The sequence below is a fragment of the Paenibacillus sp. J31R109 genome, from assembly GCF_059692055.1.
In genome coordinates this window covers 344,775-361,151 of the sequence record NZ_JCAUAR010000002.1, presented here as the reverse complement: position 1 = coordinate 361,151, position 16,377 = coordinate 344,775, and the positions used below count along the sequence as shown (strand labels likewise).

General features: G+C 42.8%; 12 protein-coding genes. 11 read left to right on the top strand and 1 reads right to left on the bottom strand.

All coding sequences use genetic code 11. The features are described 5' to 3' along the window. Window positions 1-14 precede the first annotated feature (14 nt). The 10 genes from AC58QT_RS07260 (at window position 15) to speD (ending at window position 14,122) form a co-directional block, all read left to right on the top strand. Window positions 15-1,535 carry an ATP-binding cassette domain-containing protein gene (locus AC58QT_RS07260; protein ID WP_497408365.1) on the top strand — a complete coding sequence of 507 codons (1,521 nt, stop codon included), beginning with the start codon at window positions 15-17 and terminating at the stop codon, window positions 1,533-1,535. 11 nt (window positions 1,536-1,546) lie between these two features. After that, window positions 1,547-2,722 carry a sugar ABC transporter permease gene (locus AC58QT_RS07255; protein WP_497408364.1) on the top strand — a complete coding sequence of 392 codons (1,176 nt, stop codon included), beginning with the start codon at window positions 1,547-1,549 and terminating at the stop codon, window positions 2,720-2,722. Window positions 2,723-2,753: 31 nt separating this feature from the next. Then, window positions 2,754-3,386 (top strand): hypothetical protein, encoded by a 633-nt coding sequence (locus AC58QT_RS07250; RefSeq protein WP_497408363.1) that lies wholly within the window; start codon window positions 2,754-2,756, stop codon window positions 3,384-3,386. 165 nt (window positions 3,387-3,551) lie between these two features. Beyond that, window positions 3,552-5,315 (top strand): sensor histidine kinase, encoded by a 1,764-nt coding sequence (locus AC58QT_RS07245; RefSeq protein WP_497408362.1) that lies wholly within the window; start codon window positions 3,552-3,554, stop codon window positions 5,313-5,315. Continuing rightward, window positions 5,305-6,933 (top strand): response regulator, encoded by a 1,629-nt coding sequence (locus tag AC58QT_RS07240; RefSeq protein ID WP_497408361.1) that lies wholly within the window; start codon window positions 5,305-5,307, stop codon window positions 6,931-6,933. Before AC58QT_RS07245 ends, AC58QT_RS07240 begins: the two co-directional genes overlap by 11 nt. 164 nt (window positions 6,934-7,097) lie before the next feature. Beyond that, complete coding sequence (locus tag AC58QT_RS07235; protein WP_497408360.1) at window positions 7,098-8,474, top strand: ABC transporter substrate-binding protein; 1,377 nt, start codon at window positions 7,098-7,100, stop codon at window positions 8,472-8,474. Continuing rightward, a complete protein-coding gene (locus AC58QT_RS07230; protein ID WP_497408359.1) occupies window positions 8,471-9,373 on the top strand; it encodes a carbohydrate ABC transporter permease in 903 nt (300 codons plus the stop codon). Before AC58QT_RS07235 ends, AC58QT_RS07230 begins: the two co-directional genes overlap by 4 nt. A 12-nt stretch (window positions 9,374-9,385) precedes the next feature. Beyond that, window positions 9,386-10,273, top strand: a complete 888-nt coding sequence (locus tag AC58QT_RS07225) for a carbohydrate ABC transporter permease (protein WP_497408358.1) — start codon at window positions 9,386-9,388, stop codon at window positions 10,271-10,273. Window positions 10,274-10,284: 11 nt separating this feature from the next. Then, window positions 10,285-13,224, top strand: coding sequence for a polysaccharide lyase 8 family protein (locus AC58QT_RS07220; protein WP_497408357.1), 2,940 nt, complete (start codon window positions 10,285-10,287; stop codon window positions 13,222-13,224). Between the two features lie 85 nt (window positions 13,225-13,309). Further along, entirely contained in the window at window positions 13,310-14,122 is an 813-nt protein-coding gene (gene speD, locus AC58QT_RS07215) for an adenosylmethionine decarboxylase (protein ID WP_497408356.1), read from the top strand. A gap of 54 nt (window positions 14,123-14,176) precedes the next feature. Here the strand turns inward: speD and AC58QT_RS07210 are convergent, their stop codons facing one another. After that, window positions 14,177-15,121, bottom strand: coding sequence for a serine hydrolase domain-containing protein (locus AC58QT_RS07210; RefSeq protein ID WP_497408355.1), 945 nt, complete (start codon window positions 15,119-15,121; stop codon window positions 14,177-14,179). 130 nt (window positions 15,122-15,251) lie between these two features. Between AC58QT_RS07210 and AC58QT_RS07205 the strand changes: the two genes are divergently transcribed. Further along, entirely contained in the window at window positions 15,252-16,376 is a 1,125-nt protein-coding gene (locus AC58QT_RS07205) for a hypothetical protein (RefSeq protein ID WP_497408354.1), read from the top strand. The last annotated feature ends 1 nt before the right edge of the window (window position 16,377 follow it).

Below are 16,377 nucleotides of genomic sequence, written 5' to 3'. Positions count from 1 at the left end.
AGGAGCGCTTGATAATGAGCAAATATATATTAGAGATGAACAACATTTCCAAGGAATTCACCGGTGTGAAGGCACTTGCGAACGTAAATTTTAAAGTTAATTCAGGTGAAATTCATTGTTTGGTCGGTGAAAATGGCGCAGGCAAGTCAACTTTGATGAAGGTACTCAGCGGAGTGTATCCGCATGGCACTTACACGGGAGATATTGTTTTTGAAGGCAAGGTTCAACAATTTGCGAAAATCAGCGACAGTGTGAAGACGGGAATCGTTATTATTTATCAAGAGTTAGCTTTATTCCCTGACCTCACCGTGTATGAGAACATTTATGCAGGCAATGAAGTGAAAAAAGGCATCATGGTTGATTGGAATCAAACGATACGTCAAGCCAAAGCAATCCTTCAGAAAGTGAAGCTAGATGTGAACCCGGAAGTTCTCGTGAAGGATCTGGGAGTTGGGAAGCAGCAACTTGTGGAAATTGCCAAAGCCTTGAGCAAGGACGTGAAGTTGCTGATTCTAGATGAACCAACAGCTGCGCTCAACGAGAAAGAAAGCGAGAATTTGCTTGATCTGCTGCGAGAACTAAAAAAGCAAGGCATTACGAGCATTATGATTTCGCATAAGCTCAAAGAAGTGACGGCGATTGCCGATCAACTCACAGTACTACGAGATGGTAGAACGATCTGTACGTTGAATGCGGCCAAAGGTGAGATTTCGGAAAGCGTCATCATCAAAAACATGGTAGGCCGTGAAATTGATGATATTTATCCAAAAAGAATGACAAAGTCCTTCGGAACGAACATTCTCGAGATTCAAAACTGGTCGGCGTATGATCCGCAGTTGGGCCGTGACGTCGTGAAAGATGTTAATTTGCATATTAAAAAGGGTGAAATTGTCGGTATTGCAGGTTTGATGGGTTCAGGTCGAACGGAACTGGCTCAAAGTATATTTGGCAATCCCAAAGGATATAAGCTCCGCGGAGATCTTCTTATGGAAGGTGTTAAGCATACCTTTCACCATCCGAAAGATGCCATTAAGGCAGGCATTGCGTATGTGACGGAGGATCGCAAAGGAGACGGCTTATTCCTCATTCAAGATATTAAGCAAAACATTTCCGTCGCCAACTTGCATGATATCTCTGAGAAGGGCGTCATCAACAATAACGAAGAAGTGAAAATTTCAAATCATTATAAGCAATCTATGAACATTAAGGCGCCTTCCGTTGAGCAAATTGTTGGTAATTTGAGCGGGGGAAATCAACAGAAAGTATCACTCGGCAAATGGTTATTTGTGAATCCGAGCCTGCTCATCTTAGATGAACCTACACGCGGCATTGATGTCGGGGCCAAATACGAAATTTATACGATCATGAACAAGCTGATCAGCGAAGGGATGAGCATCATTATGATCTCATCGGAGCTTAGCGAAGTTTTGGGCATGAGTGACCGTGTATACGTGATGGCTGAAGGTAAAATAAAAGGCGAGCTATCCATCGAGGATGCGGATCAAGAAATGATTATGAAGCTTGCCACGCAATAGGAGGAAGACCAGTGCAATTTTATAGTGAAGCCAAATCGCTCATCAAAGTGAATATTCGAGAATATGGGATGTACATTGCCCTCTTCATCATCATGCTGACGTTCTCCATCATGACGGATGGATTGTTCATGTCATCACGAAATATAAGTAATCTAATTGACGCTACAGGCTACATTGCAGTTCTAGCCGTGGGGATGACGTTAGTCATTGTCATCCGACATATTGATTTATCTGTTGGATTTGCAGCAGGTTTTCTGGGTGCGGTTGCTGCCGTGCTTCTTTCGCAAGCGGGAGTCCCTTTCTATATCACGATTCCAATTATTCTTGTACTTGGTATTATCGTGGGTCTATTCAATGGGTTGTTAGTCGCACAGTTCGGTATTCCATCTTTTGTGGCCTCCCTCGCAGGTATGTTGATATTTAGAGGAGCACTCCTGCGGGTAACAGAGAAAACGGGCACGATTATCATTAAAGATGAGAACTTCAACGCAATTGGGAACGGCTTTATTCCTGCCATAGCGAAGGTAGGCGGATTGAATCTCCTCTCCTTAATTCTAGGCGCCGTGATGATCGTTCTGTATATTTACAGTGAAATTTCAAAACGAAATAATAAGCTGAAATACAATTTCGAAGTGGTTTCTTCCAATATTTTTACTGTGAAGGTCATTTTCGTTTCGGCAATTATTGCGTATATTACATGGATTCTAGCTGGGTATAACGGCTTTTCTTGGACAGTCATCGTGGTTTTGATTGTGGTTGCTGTGTATCATTTCTTAACAACTTCGACCGTGTTAGGCAGACATATTTATGCCGTTGGCAGCAATCCCGAGGCAGCGAACTTGAGCGGGATTAGTGTGAAGAAAATTACGTATATCGTGTTTGGATCTATGGGTCTGCTATCCGCTCTTTCAGGTATTCTCTTTACGGCAAGACTGCAATCCGCGACGACAACCGCCGGAACCTTATTCGAACTTGATGCGATAGCTGCCGCCTATGTGGGCGGTGTATCGGCAGCGGGCGGGGTTGGAAAAGTGACAGGCTCCATTATTGGAGCGATTGTTATGGCTTCTTTATCCAGTGGGATGAATCTTATGGGAATTGGTATTTCCTATCAATACATGATTCGTGGTGCGGTATTGGCAATCGCAGTTATCTTCGATGTCGTTACGAGGAAGAAGAGAGCTTAACGGATGGTGGCCGCAGAGGAGGGACTGGGGGATGGCCATTTATACGCCGCAAGGGCTCAAAATAAGTCTCGACGATTCCACAAGCTTTGGTCTTATGGCGAGATTGTATCCAGAAGTAAAACCAGACAGCATTCTAAAAACCACAGAATCGATTAGTGTCATGACTTCATCCTTAGGTTTTTTTACTGGGATTTTGTGTTTCGCGCTGCATTTAAATCCCTTAAATATTGGCATATGTACGTTGTTTGCTATGTCGATAGGTATCGTACTCACCTTTAGTGGTATTGTGTTGTTCCCTTTTATACAGTTAGGTGCTATGTTTTCGCATATTTATGGACTCTTTCTCCCGACGTTGATTGCCGTAGCAATTGGATCCGTTTTAACGGGGTGGGCAGGTGTTGCCTCCTACCTGGTCTCTCGTTTAGCCGCGTCTGTTGTTTCAATACTTGTTGGCATCGGGTTTTCGCAGCTATCCATCCTCTATAAGGGCAGTCCGATTAGCATGGCGGAAAGAAATTTTTACAATGCTTATCGTTATCATGCTTTGCAAATAGGTAAATCGCCGAGTCTGGAACTGTCGAGAGATGAGTTAAATGAGGCATACTGGGGTAAAGCTTTTCAAGATTTAATAACTAGCTACCCAGAGTTGCAGAAGCGATTGTAATTAATCCCCAATCATGTTAATACGATTCAGTCTAACGTGCATTACCTTAGGGTAATGTACTTTTTTGTGTTCTGTTCGATTACATTGTTCTATACTTGAGGTACTTGAGGTAATGATAGGCATTTAATGGAAGAGGTAGGATGATTTTGAGAAGGGACGAGATGGATGCGCTATTATTCACTATCGTTAAAAACAAGAGTATGGATGACGTTCGTCCTTTTAATTACATTAGCAGTTGGTACAACAGGCGTGCTCAGCTACTACTTCGCTGCAGATGTAATGAAACGTAATGCGTTAGAGCTTAGTCGAAACACTTTGGATAAATCGGTAGAAGTTTTGGACGAAAAGTTGAAAAAAATTACAGTGGCTATGCTAGGACTCGCCATAAGTGAACCGATGAAACAAGCGATGAGAGATGTACAGCAAGGAAAAGTAAGCGCCTATTATGCTGATTTATCAGCGATCCAAACACCAATTGCTCAAGCGATGGTTCAAGATTCTCTTATTGATTCGATTCTCATCGTAACGCCTATCGGTGAATTCTATCCACTTATGAAGCGGAGACTTGCGGAAAATAAATTTGAGCAATCCGCGATTTTCAAACAATTCAACGAACATCAAGGAGCTCTGTGGGTCGAGGCTCATGAGGATACTTTCTTTGCAAACCGTTCCCGAGTTGTCTCACTTGTCATGGAAGGTGTCGCGGACGTACCGATTCAGAAAGTATACATCGTCGTGAATATGCAGGAGCGGGCGCTCAAGGACACAATTAATCGGAATATTGGAAGTAAAGGCGGGAACTATGTCCTAATTAATAGTGCAGGGGAAGATGTTCTATCCTCGAACTACAGTCAGCTTGCAGAGCTTAAACAGAATAAGGAGTTCTCTACGATGCTAAAGTCTGCTGCGAACGGCAAGATAGAAATCGATATTCGTGGTGATTCTTATTTAGTAAACGCTACGCGATTGGCTGTCAATTCAGATTGGACCCTCGTCAGTATCTTGTCTAAGAAAGAGCTTCTTAAAGATTTAGTTGGTATTCAGATATTAACGTTTTGTCTCACTGTAGGCAGTATTGCCATGGCCTTGCTACTTTCAAAATATTTGACAGGCATGTTATTGGAACCGCTTTCCAAATTACAGAAGCTAATGAAAAAAGTCGAGCAGAATGATTTCTCTGTTCGCTTCACTAGCAAATATCAAGATGAGGTTACCCAGGTTGGCTATCGATTTAATAGTATGCTCGGAGAAACGTCAAGCCTGATTGAACGGATGAAGTCTATGGAACAAGAGAAGCTAAAGCAGGAAATTAAATCGCTGCAAGCGCAAATTGATCCACACTTCCTTTACAATACGCTTAACACGATTTATTGGCGTTCACAACTCAATCAGAATGAAGATGTTGAGCAGATGATTCTTTCGTTATCACGTATGTTCCAATTAGGTTTGAATGGTGGAAGGGAAAAGACACTGCTTGAGAAGGAAGTTCAGCATGTTACGCAATATTTAAATTTGCAACAGAAGTGTTATGTGCATCTCTTTTCCTTTCAGTTGGAGATTGAGGATCCTGAATTACTTCGACTTTCGATTCTGAAAATATTACTCCAACCTCTTGTCGAAAATTCAATCCTACATGGCTTTAAAGATCTTAAATCAGGTGGCATAATCACGATTCGTATCTGGACTGAAACCGGTATGTTAGTGTTGCAAGTAGAAGATAACGGCAGTGGAATGAATTCGATAGCAATCATGCAATCCCTTGAACAGGGGTATGAAAATAAAAGCTATGCCTTACGCAACGTATCACAGCGACTTAAACTATATTATCAAGGACTTGCGTCATTAGACATATCAAGTGAGCCCTTCGTATTGACGCAGGTAACAATTCGAATTCCACTACAAGGAGAGTTGATAGAAGATGGAGCTTAGCCGTAAAGTGCGACTTGTCGTAATTGATGATATTGAGCCAGTTGTTGTTGGCATTTGTACGCGAATTGACTGGGGATATTATGGCATTGAAGTGGTTGGAAGCGCTTCGAATGGTGAGGAAGGGTTAGAACTCATTCTTACGACGAAACCGGATATTATCTTAACCGACATTCGGATGCCCATTATGAACGGGCTAGAACTTGCAGCCACCGTAGTAGAGCAGTTCCCACATGTGAAGGTGATCATGTTAAGTGGTTTCACAGATTTTGAATATGCGCAGCAAGCGATTCGAGTTGGCGCTTTTGATTTTATCTCAAAACCATTTTCGATGGATGAAATTAGAGATATTGTGTTAAAAGCGAAATCGGAGATTGAGGTTGAGCGTCACCAATTTTGGAATGAGCAACAATTGAAGAAACAAGTGAGGGATAGCATTCCTCTCTTGCGTCAAGAGTACCTGAGTTTGCTATTGTCTCACGGGAGCTCGGAAGTACATAATGCGGAAAAATGGCACTTCTTAGATATCAAACTAGATCCCGTGGGCTTTGTTGTTATGCTGGTAGAAATCGATCATTTTCCTGCAAGGTTCCAACAATTGACGGTTCAAGAGGTGGAGTTAATTCGGTTCAGTTTGCAAAATATTATGGAAGAAACGATGCTGAGTAGAACGAAGGGGGTATTCTTCAAAGAGAGCGGCAATCGGTTCGTATGTATTTTTAATATGTCAGATGAAACGGACATTCTTGAAATTGCTGAATTGTGTCGTGAGCATGTTGAGCGATTCACGAAATTTACAGTTTCCATTGGCTTAGGTGAGTATGTGAGACAATTGGCGGGTATCCGAAGCTCGTATCAGCAAGCGATAGAGGCGTTGTCTTATCATTTTTATACCGGAGGGAATGGTGTGAAGAGCTTTGTGAACAAGCATGCTGTCGCTGTCGGAACACAGCGTTCTACCTACCATTTTGACCGTGATCATGGACTTTTCTTCGCTTTTCGCACGGGGAATGAAGTTGAAACACTCGCCATGTTAGACAAAATTGAAGATGATTTAGCCCAGTTACAGCCACTTCCACGACCTCACTATGTGACAAGCGTTTATTATGAAATTATTTATATGCTTTTGCGTATTCTGCATGAGAAAGTTCCTTTGGATAAAGTGGAGAAGTTGGAAATTCAGATTCACGCTTTCAAATTTCAACGATCAGGGACACTAAGCGAGTTGCAGCAAGAACTTAGAAGTCTTTGTCAACAGGGCTGTAAGCTTATTGAAGAAGGTCGTATTTCAGAAACCGAACAATTGGTTGAGTTGACCCGCAAATATATTAAGGAGAACTTACACCTCGATTTGACGGTTAATCATTGCGCCCAAATCGTGCATATGAGTGGAAGTTATTATGCCAATGTGTTCAAAAAGGTAACTGGGAATACGCTCATGCAGTATGTCACGCAAGTACGCATGGAAAAAGCAAAGGAAATGCTGCTGGATGGGTATCAGATCCAAGAAATAGCGCCTTTATTAGGTTATGAGGATCGCAGATATTTCAGTGATGCTTTCAAAAAGTATACCGGCGTAACGCCATCTGATTACAAGAAAAGTGTTAGTTCTTTGGAATAATGGATGAATTGCATCATTTTACCGCATCTCCACAGTCGTGTTCCCCCACTCTCACGGTTTCCGATTGTCGTTACAATAAACATACAGAGAGACGCGTTAACGCTTTGTAGGCGAGAAAGCGCTGTCACTTAAACGATTGAAATTGATGATAGGGAGGCACAATCATGCGTAAACCCCAATTCGTACTGGCGACACTTAGCGCAATCATGATCATTAGTCTTACAGCTTGCTCCGCTTCAAATGAAGCAACATCGGGGGCCAAAGTGGATGACGGCAAGAAAGTGAAATTGACCTACTGGACATTTGGTCGACCAGATGCCGAATACAAGCAAAAAGCGATTGATAAGTTCATGGCGGAGAACAAAAATATCGAGGTTGAAATGACGGTTATGGCAGATAACTACAACCAATCGCTGGAAATGGCCTTTGCGGGTAATCAAGCTCCCGATGTGTTCGATACGCGACCATCTACCATCCCAACGTATTATAAAAAGGGATATATGGAGCCACTTGATGCCTTCATGACGGATGTTCATAAGAAAAAGTATGCCGGTTTATTGATTGATCAAGTCAATATGATGGATGGGAAGACGTTCTCCTTCCCAAACACCGCGTTCACCTCCCGCCTTATTTATAATGTTGAGTTATTTGAGAAAGCAGGTATTAAGTCACCACCCAAAACGTTAGCCGAGATGGTTGATGTGGCCAAAAAGTTGACCGAAGCTGGAAAGTCTAGCGGGGCTTACGGATTTGGACTGAATTTGAAAAATCCACCTAATGCGTATGACAAATCGTTTAAACCTATCTCAGAAATTAGCGGACTCAGTGCAAGCAGTTACAATTTTAATACGGGTAAATATGATTTTAATGGTCAAAAGCCTATCTTGGAAGCGTTCCGTCAAATCAATCAGAATGGCAGCATGATTCCGGGAATCGAGTCACTCGATATTGACCCGCTTCGCGCGCAATTTGCTGAAGGGAAAATCGGGATGTACCTGTCTGTCTCCGCAGAGGTAGGCGTGTACTCAACGCAGTTTCCAGCAAAAATTAAATGGTCCACAGCGATCGTTCCCTCCATTGACGGGAATATCAAGGGTGCGATGGATATGTTGAATGGTGGAACATGGCTTAGCCTAAATAAAAATTCTGCTAACAAGAATGCAGCATGGAAGTTGCTGGACTATCTCTATAGTGATGATGTGGTCAAAGGTTACTATGAGGAAGGGTTAGGCCTTTCAATTGTCCCTTCCATTCTAGAGAAAGCTAAGAAGCCAGTTGCACAAGGCATTGAAGGCTTTTTCCCAACGAAATATGATACGGTTTGGCCAGTGGCACCACAGGTGACGGCAGAAGGAGTAACCGTTGCTAACGCCTATTCCAAATATATTTTGGAAGGTGGCGATGTGAATAAAGTAATGGAAGACTTGAATACGCGCTATAATGCTGCATTAGATAAAGGGAAAGCATCGGGTGCAATTAAAGCGACTGTGGACCCGAATTTCGATCCAGTGAAACTTCAAGGCGTGATGACGAAGAAATGAAAAATATACGCTACTACATGGAATCGTACAGTTTCCTGTTGCCAAGTCTGCTGTTAACACTTGTGTTGGGAATTTATCCGATCCTATGGGCAATGAAATATATGTTCTATGAGTATCCAGGATATGGGGATGCGATATTCGTGGGATTGGATAATTTCGCTCGACTCATGAAGGACGAACAATTCTGGCATTCCGTTCTCAACACAATTGTCTATACGATCGGCAAATTAGTCATCACAATGCCGCTGTCACTCCTTCTTGCTGTTCTTCTGAACAGTAAGAAGTTGAGGAGCAGAGGGTTTCTCAAAATTATGTATTTCATGCCTACGGTCATCTCCACAGCTGTTATTTCCATTGTTTTCTATGTCATTTTTAATTCGTACAACGGTATTCTGAACCAATTGCTAACACGTTTTCATATCATTACCACGAACATCGAATGGTTAGGTCCGAAACATGCCATGATGACCGTGATTATTGTAGCGATTTGGGGAGCTATCGGCAATTACATGCTGTTATTTATCGCTGGCTTACAAGGGATTCCAGATGATTTATACGAGAGCGCTTCCATCGATGGTGCGAACGCCTCCCAACAATTTGTGCATATTACGATTCCCATGCTGGCGCCGATTCTGCAAATGGTCATGTTGCTGGCGATTACGGTCTCGCTAAAAGGCTATGAAAGTATCATGGTCTTGACGGAAGGTGGCCCTGCTGGCAGAACGGAAGTCATGTATTTGTATGTGTATCGGTTGTTCTTTCCGATGTCAGGCTCAGCTATCGTCGATCAGCAGATTGGGTACGGAAGTGCGGTGGGGTTCGCAACCGCGATCATTGTTGGCGTAGTAACGCTTATTTACTTCACCATTTCCAAGAAAATAAATCGTGTATACGGGTGAGGAGGAAAGACGATGAACACCTCAACAGCAGCCTTGGTTAAACCAAAGCAAAAACTGGCTGTTAACTTGAGTCACAAGCTTATCTCGAAACTGCTTCTTTGGCTGTTTTTGCTAGTTGTACTAGTATTCACGCTCTTCCCAGTCGTCATGACGATGCTTAGCTCATTTAAATCCAATGCGGAATTAACGACCGGAGCAACGATACTTCCGAGCACGTGGCATCTGAATAACTATTCGTTAGCATGGCAAAAAGCGAATTTTGCGAAATTTACTTGGAACAGTCTATTTATGAGTACGTTCGCAACAGCAGGTACGCTGCTTGTTTCATCGATGGCTGCTTATGTGGTAAATAGACGTAATTTTTATGGGAAAAGACTCTATGTTGGCATTCAGGCTGCAACCATGTTCATCTCCATTGGCGCGGTCGTTTTGAGGCCTCAGTTTGAAATGATGGTGAAGCTGCATCTGAATACATCCCTTTGGGGAGTCATTTTGATTTTGATAAGCGCTCATGCGGCTACTTATTTCATGTTGATCGGTTTCTTTGATGCGATTCCAAAGGATTTGGACGAAGCAGCGATGATTGATGGGTGTAACTTTTACAGCATTTATTGGAAAATCATTCTACCCCTACTGGCGCCAGGACTCGCTGTGGCAGGACTATTTGCCTTCCGGCATGCCTGGAACGAATATATTTTGCCGTTAGTATTCACCATGACGAAACCCAGTCTCCAGACTCTAACGGTTGGCCTGGCCAATCTGCGTTATGGCTCAGCAGCTGCGACGGAGACACATCTTATGATGGCTGGAGCGTGCTTATCGATCTTGCCGATCCTTATCGTGTATTTGTTTGCTAATCGACTGTTTATGCAGGTAACCGCAGGGTCTGTTAAAGGGTAAGGGGAGTGTGGATGATGAAACGAGGTAAGCAATTACTAATCTATACACTGATGTTGAGTATGATCTTCGAATTTGTCGTGTTCATGGTACCACGAGATGTATCGGCAGCAGATGAATTTGATAATTTGCGTGAGAAGTGGCATTTCATGCTCACAGGTGGAACAGCAAATGTGTTAGATTCCGACATCGCAGCGCAAATCACGAAAGTGACTTCTGCTGCACAATCCAATTGGAGTTCGATGAATACGGGAAGTGCTAGAACGTATTTATGGAGCGACCTCGATGACGCGATAGCAACAACGGATCTAGAGAAATCTAGTTTTGTATCTTTAACGTATAAGCGGTTAGAAGCGATGTCTTTAGCTTATGAGACCAATGGTTCCACGTTATATCATAGTCCAACTTTGTTAACTGATCTACTAAGTGCGCTAGACTGGATGAGTGCGAATAAGTATAACGCCACGAAGTCGCAAATTGGCAATTGGTTTGATTGGCAAATGGCTACGCCGATGTCCCTGAACAATATTGCTGTGCTTTTATATGATGAGCTTTCGTCCACACAACTTAGCAGTTATATGGACGCCATCAATTATTTTAACCCCACCATAACGATGACGGGGGCGAATCGAGTCTGGGAAGCAACGGTTGTCGGAGTAAGAGGTATTCTGGTTAAGGATACTGCCAAAATAACGGCGGCCAAGAATGGATTAACGAATGTATTTAGTTATGTCACAAGCGGCGATGGATTTTATTCGGATGGCTCTTTCATTCAACACGAACTCTACGGCTACACAGGCGGGTATGGAGAGTCATTAATTAGTTCATTGGCGAATTTAATGTATGTTCTAGGCGGGTCCACATGGGAGGTAACGAACTCAGGTAAAGCAAACATCTATCAATGGATTTACGATTCTTTTGCCCCCCTTATGTATAAGGGAGCTATGATGGATATTTCACGCGGACGCGCTATTTCTCGCCGAGGGGATCAAGATCATGCGATCGGTATCCGTATAACGAAAGCAGTCTTACAACTTGCTCAAAGCGCTCCATCTGTGGAGTCAGCTAATTTCAAAGGTATGGTTAAACATTGGATTCAAACAGATGTATTCTATCCTTTCTATACGAATGCGGGATCCGTTTATTTTATCACATTGGCTAAAGCGGTTATGAGTGATTCAACTGTAGTTCCCTCGGGGGAACCTGTCGGGATATATTCGTTTGCTGCCATGGATAGAATGGTTCAAAGACGACCCAACTACGGGTTTGCCATTGGCATGTCCTCAAGTCGAATTGCTAATTATGAATCAGTGAATGAAGAGAATCTAAAGGGTTGGCATACAAGTGATGGAATGACCTACTTATATAATGAGGATCTTTCTCAATACAGTGATGAATACTGGGCTCTCGTTAACAAATACAGATTGCCTGGGACGACGGTGGATACACGTACCCGCATTGATAAGTATGGCGCTGGCTATTTAAGCAGTAAGAACTGGGTAGGAGGCTCCGTCATTGCTAATGCGTATGGTGTGGCAGGCATGGAGCTGGATGCTTATGGGAGTACATTGACAGCCAAAAAATCGTGGTTTATGTTCGCAAATAAGATGGTGGCTTTAGGTTCAGGCATCGCTTCAACCGACAATCGAACCATTGAAACGATTGTTGATAATCGAAAAATTTCGGATGCCAATAGTAATGTGCTTACCGTCAATGGGGGAGTTAAATCCTCTGCGCTTGGATGGTCAGAAACGATGACCGGTGTGAATCGGATTCATCTTCAAGGGAATGTTCCTGGTGCAGATATAGGCTATTATTTTCCTAACAGCACAACGGTCAAAGGGCTTCGAGAAGCAAGAACGGGCACCTGGGAAAGCATGAATAAATATGCGAAAACGAAAGACAGCACGGTATTAACGAAAAATTTTCTCGCATTGTGGTTGAATCACGGATTGAATCCGACAGCTGGCACGTATGCATATGCCGTATTACCGAATGTAACTTCAACACAGTTAGACACATTTGCAAGCAATCCAGATTTCACGGTTTTGGAAAATTCAGTAGATGCACAGGCTGTAAGAGATGAGAGCAGTCACGTTACGGGGGTAAACTTCTGGACAAATGGAAGTAAAACGATTTCTGTGAGTGGATCTCCCTATATGACAAGTATGAACCAAGCTTCTGTTCTAACTGAGCAGGATGGCGATACGTTAGCTATCGCTGTATCAGATCCGACGCAAAGCAATTCGGGTACGATTGAACTGGAAATCAACCAACCTGCTGGTTCCATTATTTCTGCAGATACAGCAATTACGATTACCCAATTGTCGCCAACGATTAAAATGCTTGTCCAAGTGTCAGGCGCAAAAGGGAAAACTTTCGGAGCGAAATTGAATCTGATTCAGCCGCCGCTGGCAAGTGAAACATTTGATGGAATTGCTACGGGAGGAACACCGACTAATTGGACACTTGATTCCTCTGGTGGAATCGTAGAGGTGATTGATAATCCTAGTGTGACCAATAAGAGTATGCGATTATCAGATACAAGTTCAGTTTCACCTGTTGTGGCGAAGAAACTTTTCACAGCGTCAACATCACCGTTTCTAGCAGAATTTAAAGTCAAGCTGGGTGCAGAGAATCTGTACGCGATACAGCTTATGTCTGGAACAACTGCTGCGGTAAGGCTCCGAACGAGTAGCGGAAAACTACAAATAAGTAATGCGGGTGTATACACGGACCTACAAGCCTATTCTTCCTCTAGCTGGTACACCATTAAGATTGTGGCGGATCCAGCTGCGGATAAAGCCGATATTTATGTGAATGGTGTATTGCGCCAATCGCTTGGCTCGTTTGCGACTGCAGTTAGTTCGCTGGATACGATTCAATTTGCAACGCATAGCACAACCGCGAATATGACGATGCTCGTAGATGATGTATTTGTTAGCATGGAATAAAAGCGACTCCGACATACCATCCTATGTGTAGCTGTTTAATATTTGTGTAAGCAGTTTATAGTTTACACATAGGGGGGGGATTTATTTGAAATTAACTTCGGAGCAGATGATCACGCTGCATGGCTTTAATAATTTAACTAAATCGCTAAGTTTTAATATGTACGATATCTGTTTTACCAAAACAAGAGAAGAGCGTGAAGCCTACATAGCTTATATTGATAAGCAATATAATGCGGATCGTTTGACAGCTTTATTGAACACAGTTGCTGACATTATTGGGGCGCACGTCTTGAATATAGCGAAGCAGGATTATATCCCTCAGGGAGCAAGCGTTACCATGCTTGTGTCGGAAGGTCCCATTGAGCAGGAACCGAGTGAATCGTTCGAAGAATCACCAGGGCCGCTGCCTGAAGCTGTTGTCATGCATTTGAATACGAGTCATATTACGGTACATACGTATCCTGAATATCACCCTGACGAAGGCATCAGCACCTTCCGAGCAGATATTGATGTCTCCACATGTGGAGAGATATCGCCGCTTAAAGCGTTGAATTTTCTAATTCGATCTTTCGATAACGATATTCTGACAATGGATTACAGAGTCAGAGGGTTCACACGTGATATAAGTGGACATAAGCTGTTTATTGATCATGAGATTAGCTCCATACAAAATTACATCCCTGAGGAAATTCAAGATTTATATCAGATGATCGATGTAAATGTATATCAAGAAAATATATTCCATACCAAGTGCAAGCTTCGCGAGTTTGATCTGAACAATTATTTGTTTGGATACACGAAGGATACGCTTAGCAAAGAAGAGCAGCTGGAAATCGAGAAAAGTGTCAAATGGGAGATGGATGAAATCTTCTATGGGAAAAATATGATTTTTAAATGAATGTGCACCAAAAAACCTGTCGCGTGTATGACAGGTTTTTTGGTATTGTGCGATCTATGTAAGCAGATAAGGGGCAATCGCTGTTCGGAACACGTGCAAGGGAATCTTTTTCTTTACCCGCTGATCATTCGTCAACACGATAACAGCTTCGAGACTAGGTACGATATAGATGGCTTGTCCTCCGAATCCATAAGCATTGAAGTAGTCAAACGAGGGTGAGCTCGACTCTGGATTTGTTTGATCAGGATAGGTATCCGTCCACCAGTGCCAGCCATAGCTGCCGCGACGGGGGGCTTCTGCATGAATTGCTGGCTGCGTTGAGCGATGGATAAGTGCTTGGGAAATAATCTGCTGGTTCCCCCATCTACCTTGGTGGGCGTAGAGTTGGCCGAATTTAAGCATATCCAAGGGACGCATAGACATCCCAAATCCACCTGTATGTATGCCCTGAGGATCTTGTTCCCATGTATAGGACTCAATGCCAAGCGGTCCAAATAAATGGTTCTCAGCATAGCGAGCAACGGACATACCGGTTACTTCGCTGAGGATAGCTGCCAATAATTGAGAGCCGCCAGAGTTATAGGTCATTCTCGTGCCAGGCACATCGGCTAAGGGTTGATCTAAGACAAAATTCACCCAATGTGGTGTTCTTGTCATTGAAGGGAAGGAGTTTTGTCCTCCAAATTCGGTCCAATTCATACCGGAAGTCATCGTTAGTAGATGAAGTAATGTAATATCAGCTTTATGCGATTGTGGGTCGCTAGCCAGTTGTGGGAAAAAGAAGGACGCTGGTGTAGAGGGATCAGGAAATAAGCCTTGATCCATAGCGATACAGCAAAGTGCAGAGAGAATGCTTTTGGTGCTGGAATTGATTTTGGCTAAGGTATCTGCAAGTTGCTGTTCTCGGTATTGTTCAAATAGCAGTTGACCTTGTTGACTGATCAAACAACTCACTAGATTGGCTGGTTCTAAAGTCTCAGTTATTTTTGAAAAATTCATGACATCCTTCTTTATGTATCCGACATTATTCTAAAATTAGGAGCATTTACCTTAGGATCGTTTAGGTTCCTATGATAAAATTTAACTTACATAACCACTTTTTGTATATGAAACGGAGCTGCTGGAATTCATGAGAATAAACAGGAATTTCGTAATCATTAGCCTCGTTTTGGTGGGAATAGCCGCCATTTATTATATGTATCGCGTTACTCTGGGGGATAGTCTGCAAAGACAGCCCAATAGCCAATACAGTGAGACCATGCAAATTTCAATAAATCGAGATTTGTTAGTTAGTTTTATCCAAAATAAGCTTACTAGTAAGTATGGCACTTATACAAATCTGCTGGATACGGATCAAAATGGAGCCGCGGCATCAGGACACGAGGTCTTAAGTGAATCCGCAGGACTCTGGATGCGCTATTACGCGATCACAGGACAACAAGATAAGTTTGATGCACAGTGGCAGCAAGCCAGGCGTATTTTTGATACATCGATTGGCTTTAGTTACCGTTTCAGTCCCAAACCCAATAGACTGTATCCGATGAATGCAAGTGTTGATGATTTGCGCATCATTCGTGCTTTAGATGAAGCTTCAATCGCTTTTGGGACGAAGAGCTATAACAAGGAAGCCAAAGCTTTTGGAAACCGTTTGTATGAACATAATGTTGTGAATGGTCAATTGCGAGATTTCTATGATCCCACCTACAAAGTGACCAATTCGTTCCTTACTTTATGCTACATAGATGCGGCATCTTTGGAAATTGCTTCGGTATCTAGGAAGAAAAAAACGACACTTGAATCAAACATGCTGCAGATTGCCCAGAATGGCTACTTGTCAGATGCGTTCCCATTTTACCAAACACGCTTTGATTTCACTACGAATCAATATCAATCTGAGAGTATCAGTACCGTTGAATCATTGCTAACGATTTTGAATTTGGCTGAAGTTCAGCAACAAAAAGCGGCAAGTATTCGTTATATCAAAGAACGAGTCAAAGCAGGGACTTTATACGGGCAATACGATCTGAACGGAAAACCTTTAAACAACATTAGGTCAACAGCGATTTATGCAATATCGGCTATGATTGGCTCGGTCATCAAGGACCAAGAGTTGTATACAGATAGCATTCTCCAAATGAATGAGTTTCAAATACAGGATCCTCAGAGTCCGCTATATGGCGGATTCGGGGATACCCGCAATGGACAAGCCTATTCCTTCGATAATTTGATGGCGTTGTTAGCCTACGTGTATTGAC

What these genes read in the sequence shown, in the direction of transcription:
- AC58QT_RS07260 (WP_497408365.1), top strand. Translation starts at nt 15, where the DNA reads ATGAGCAAATATATATTAGAGATGAACAACATTTCCAAGGAATTCACC.
- AC58QT_RS07250 (WP_497408363.1), top strand. Translation starts at nt 2,754, where the DNA reads ATGGCCATTTATACGCCGCAAGGGCTCAAAATAAGTCTCGACGATTCC.
- AC58QT_RS07245 (WP_497408362.1), top strand. Translation starts at nt 3,552, where the DNA reads ATGCGCTATTATTCACTATCGTTAAAAACAAGAGTATGGATGACGTTC.
- AC58QT_RS07240 (WP_497408361.1), top strand. Translation starts at nt 5,305, where the DNA reads ATGGAGCTTAGCCGTAAAGTGCGACTTGTCGTAATTGATGATATTGAG.
- AC58QT_RS07235 (WP_497408360.1), top strand. Translation starts at nt 7,098, where the DNA reads ATGCGTAAACCCCAATTCGTACTGGCGACACTTAGCGCAATCATGATC.
- AC58QT_RS07230 (WP_497408359.1), top strand. Translation starts at nt 8,471, where the DNA reads ATGAAAAATATACGCTACTACATGGAATCGTACAGTTTCCTGTTGCCA.
- AC58QT_RS07225 (WP_497408358.1), top strand. Translation starts at nt 9,386, where the DNA reads ATGAACACCTCAACAGCAGCCTTGGTTAAACCAAAGCAAAAACTGGCT.
- AC58QT_RS07220 (WP_497408357.1), top strand. Translation starts at nt 10,285, where the DNA reads ATGATGAAACGAGGTAAGCAATTACTAATCTATACACTGATGTTGAGT.
- AC58QT_RS07210 (WP_497408355.1), bottom strand. Translation starts at nt 15,121, where the DNA reads ATGAATTTTTCAAAAATAACTGAGACTTTAGAACCAGCCAATCTAGTG.
- AC58QT_RS07205 (WP_497408354.1), top strand. Translation starts at nt 15,252, where the DNA reads ATGAGAATAAACAGGAATTTCGTAATCATTAGCCTCGTTTTGGTGGGA.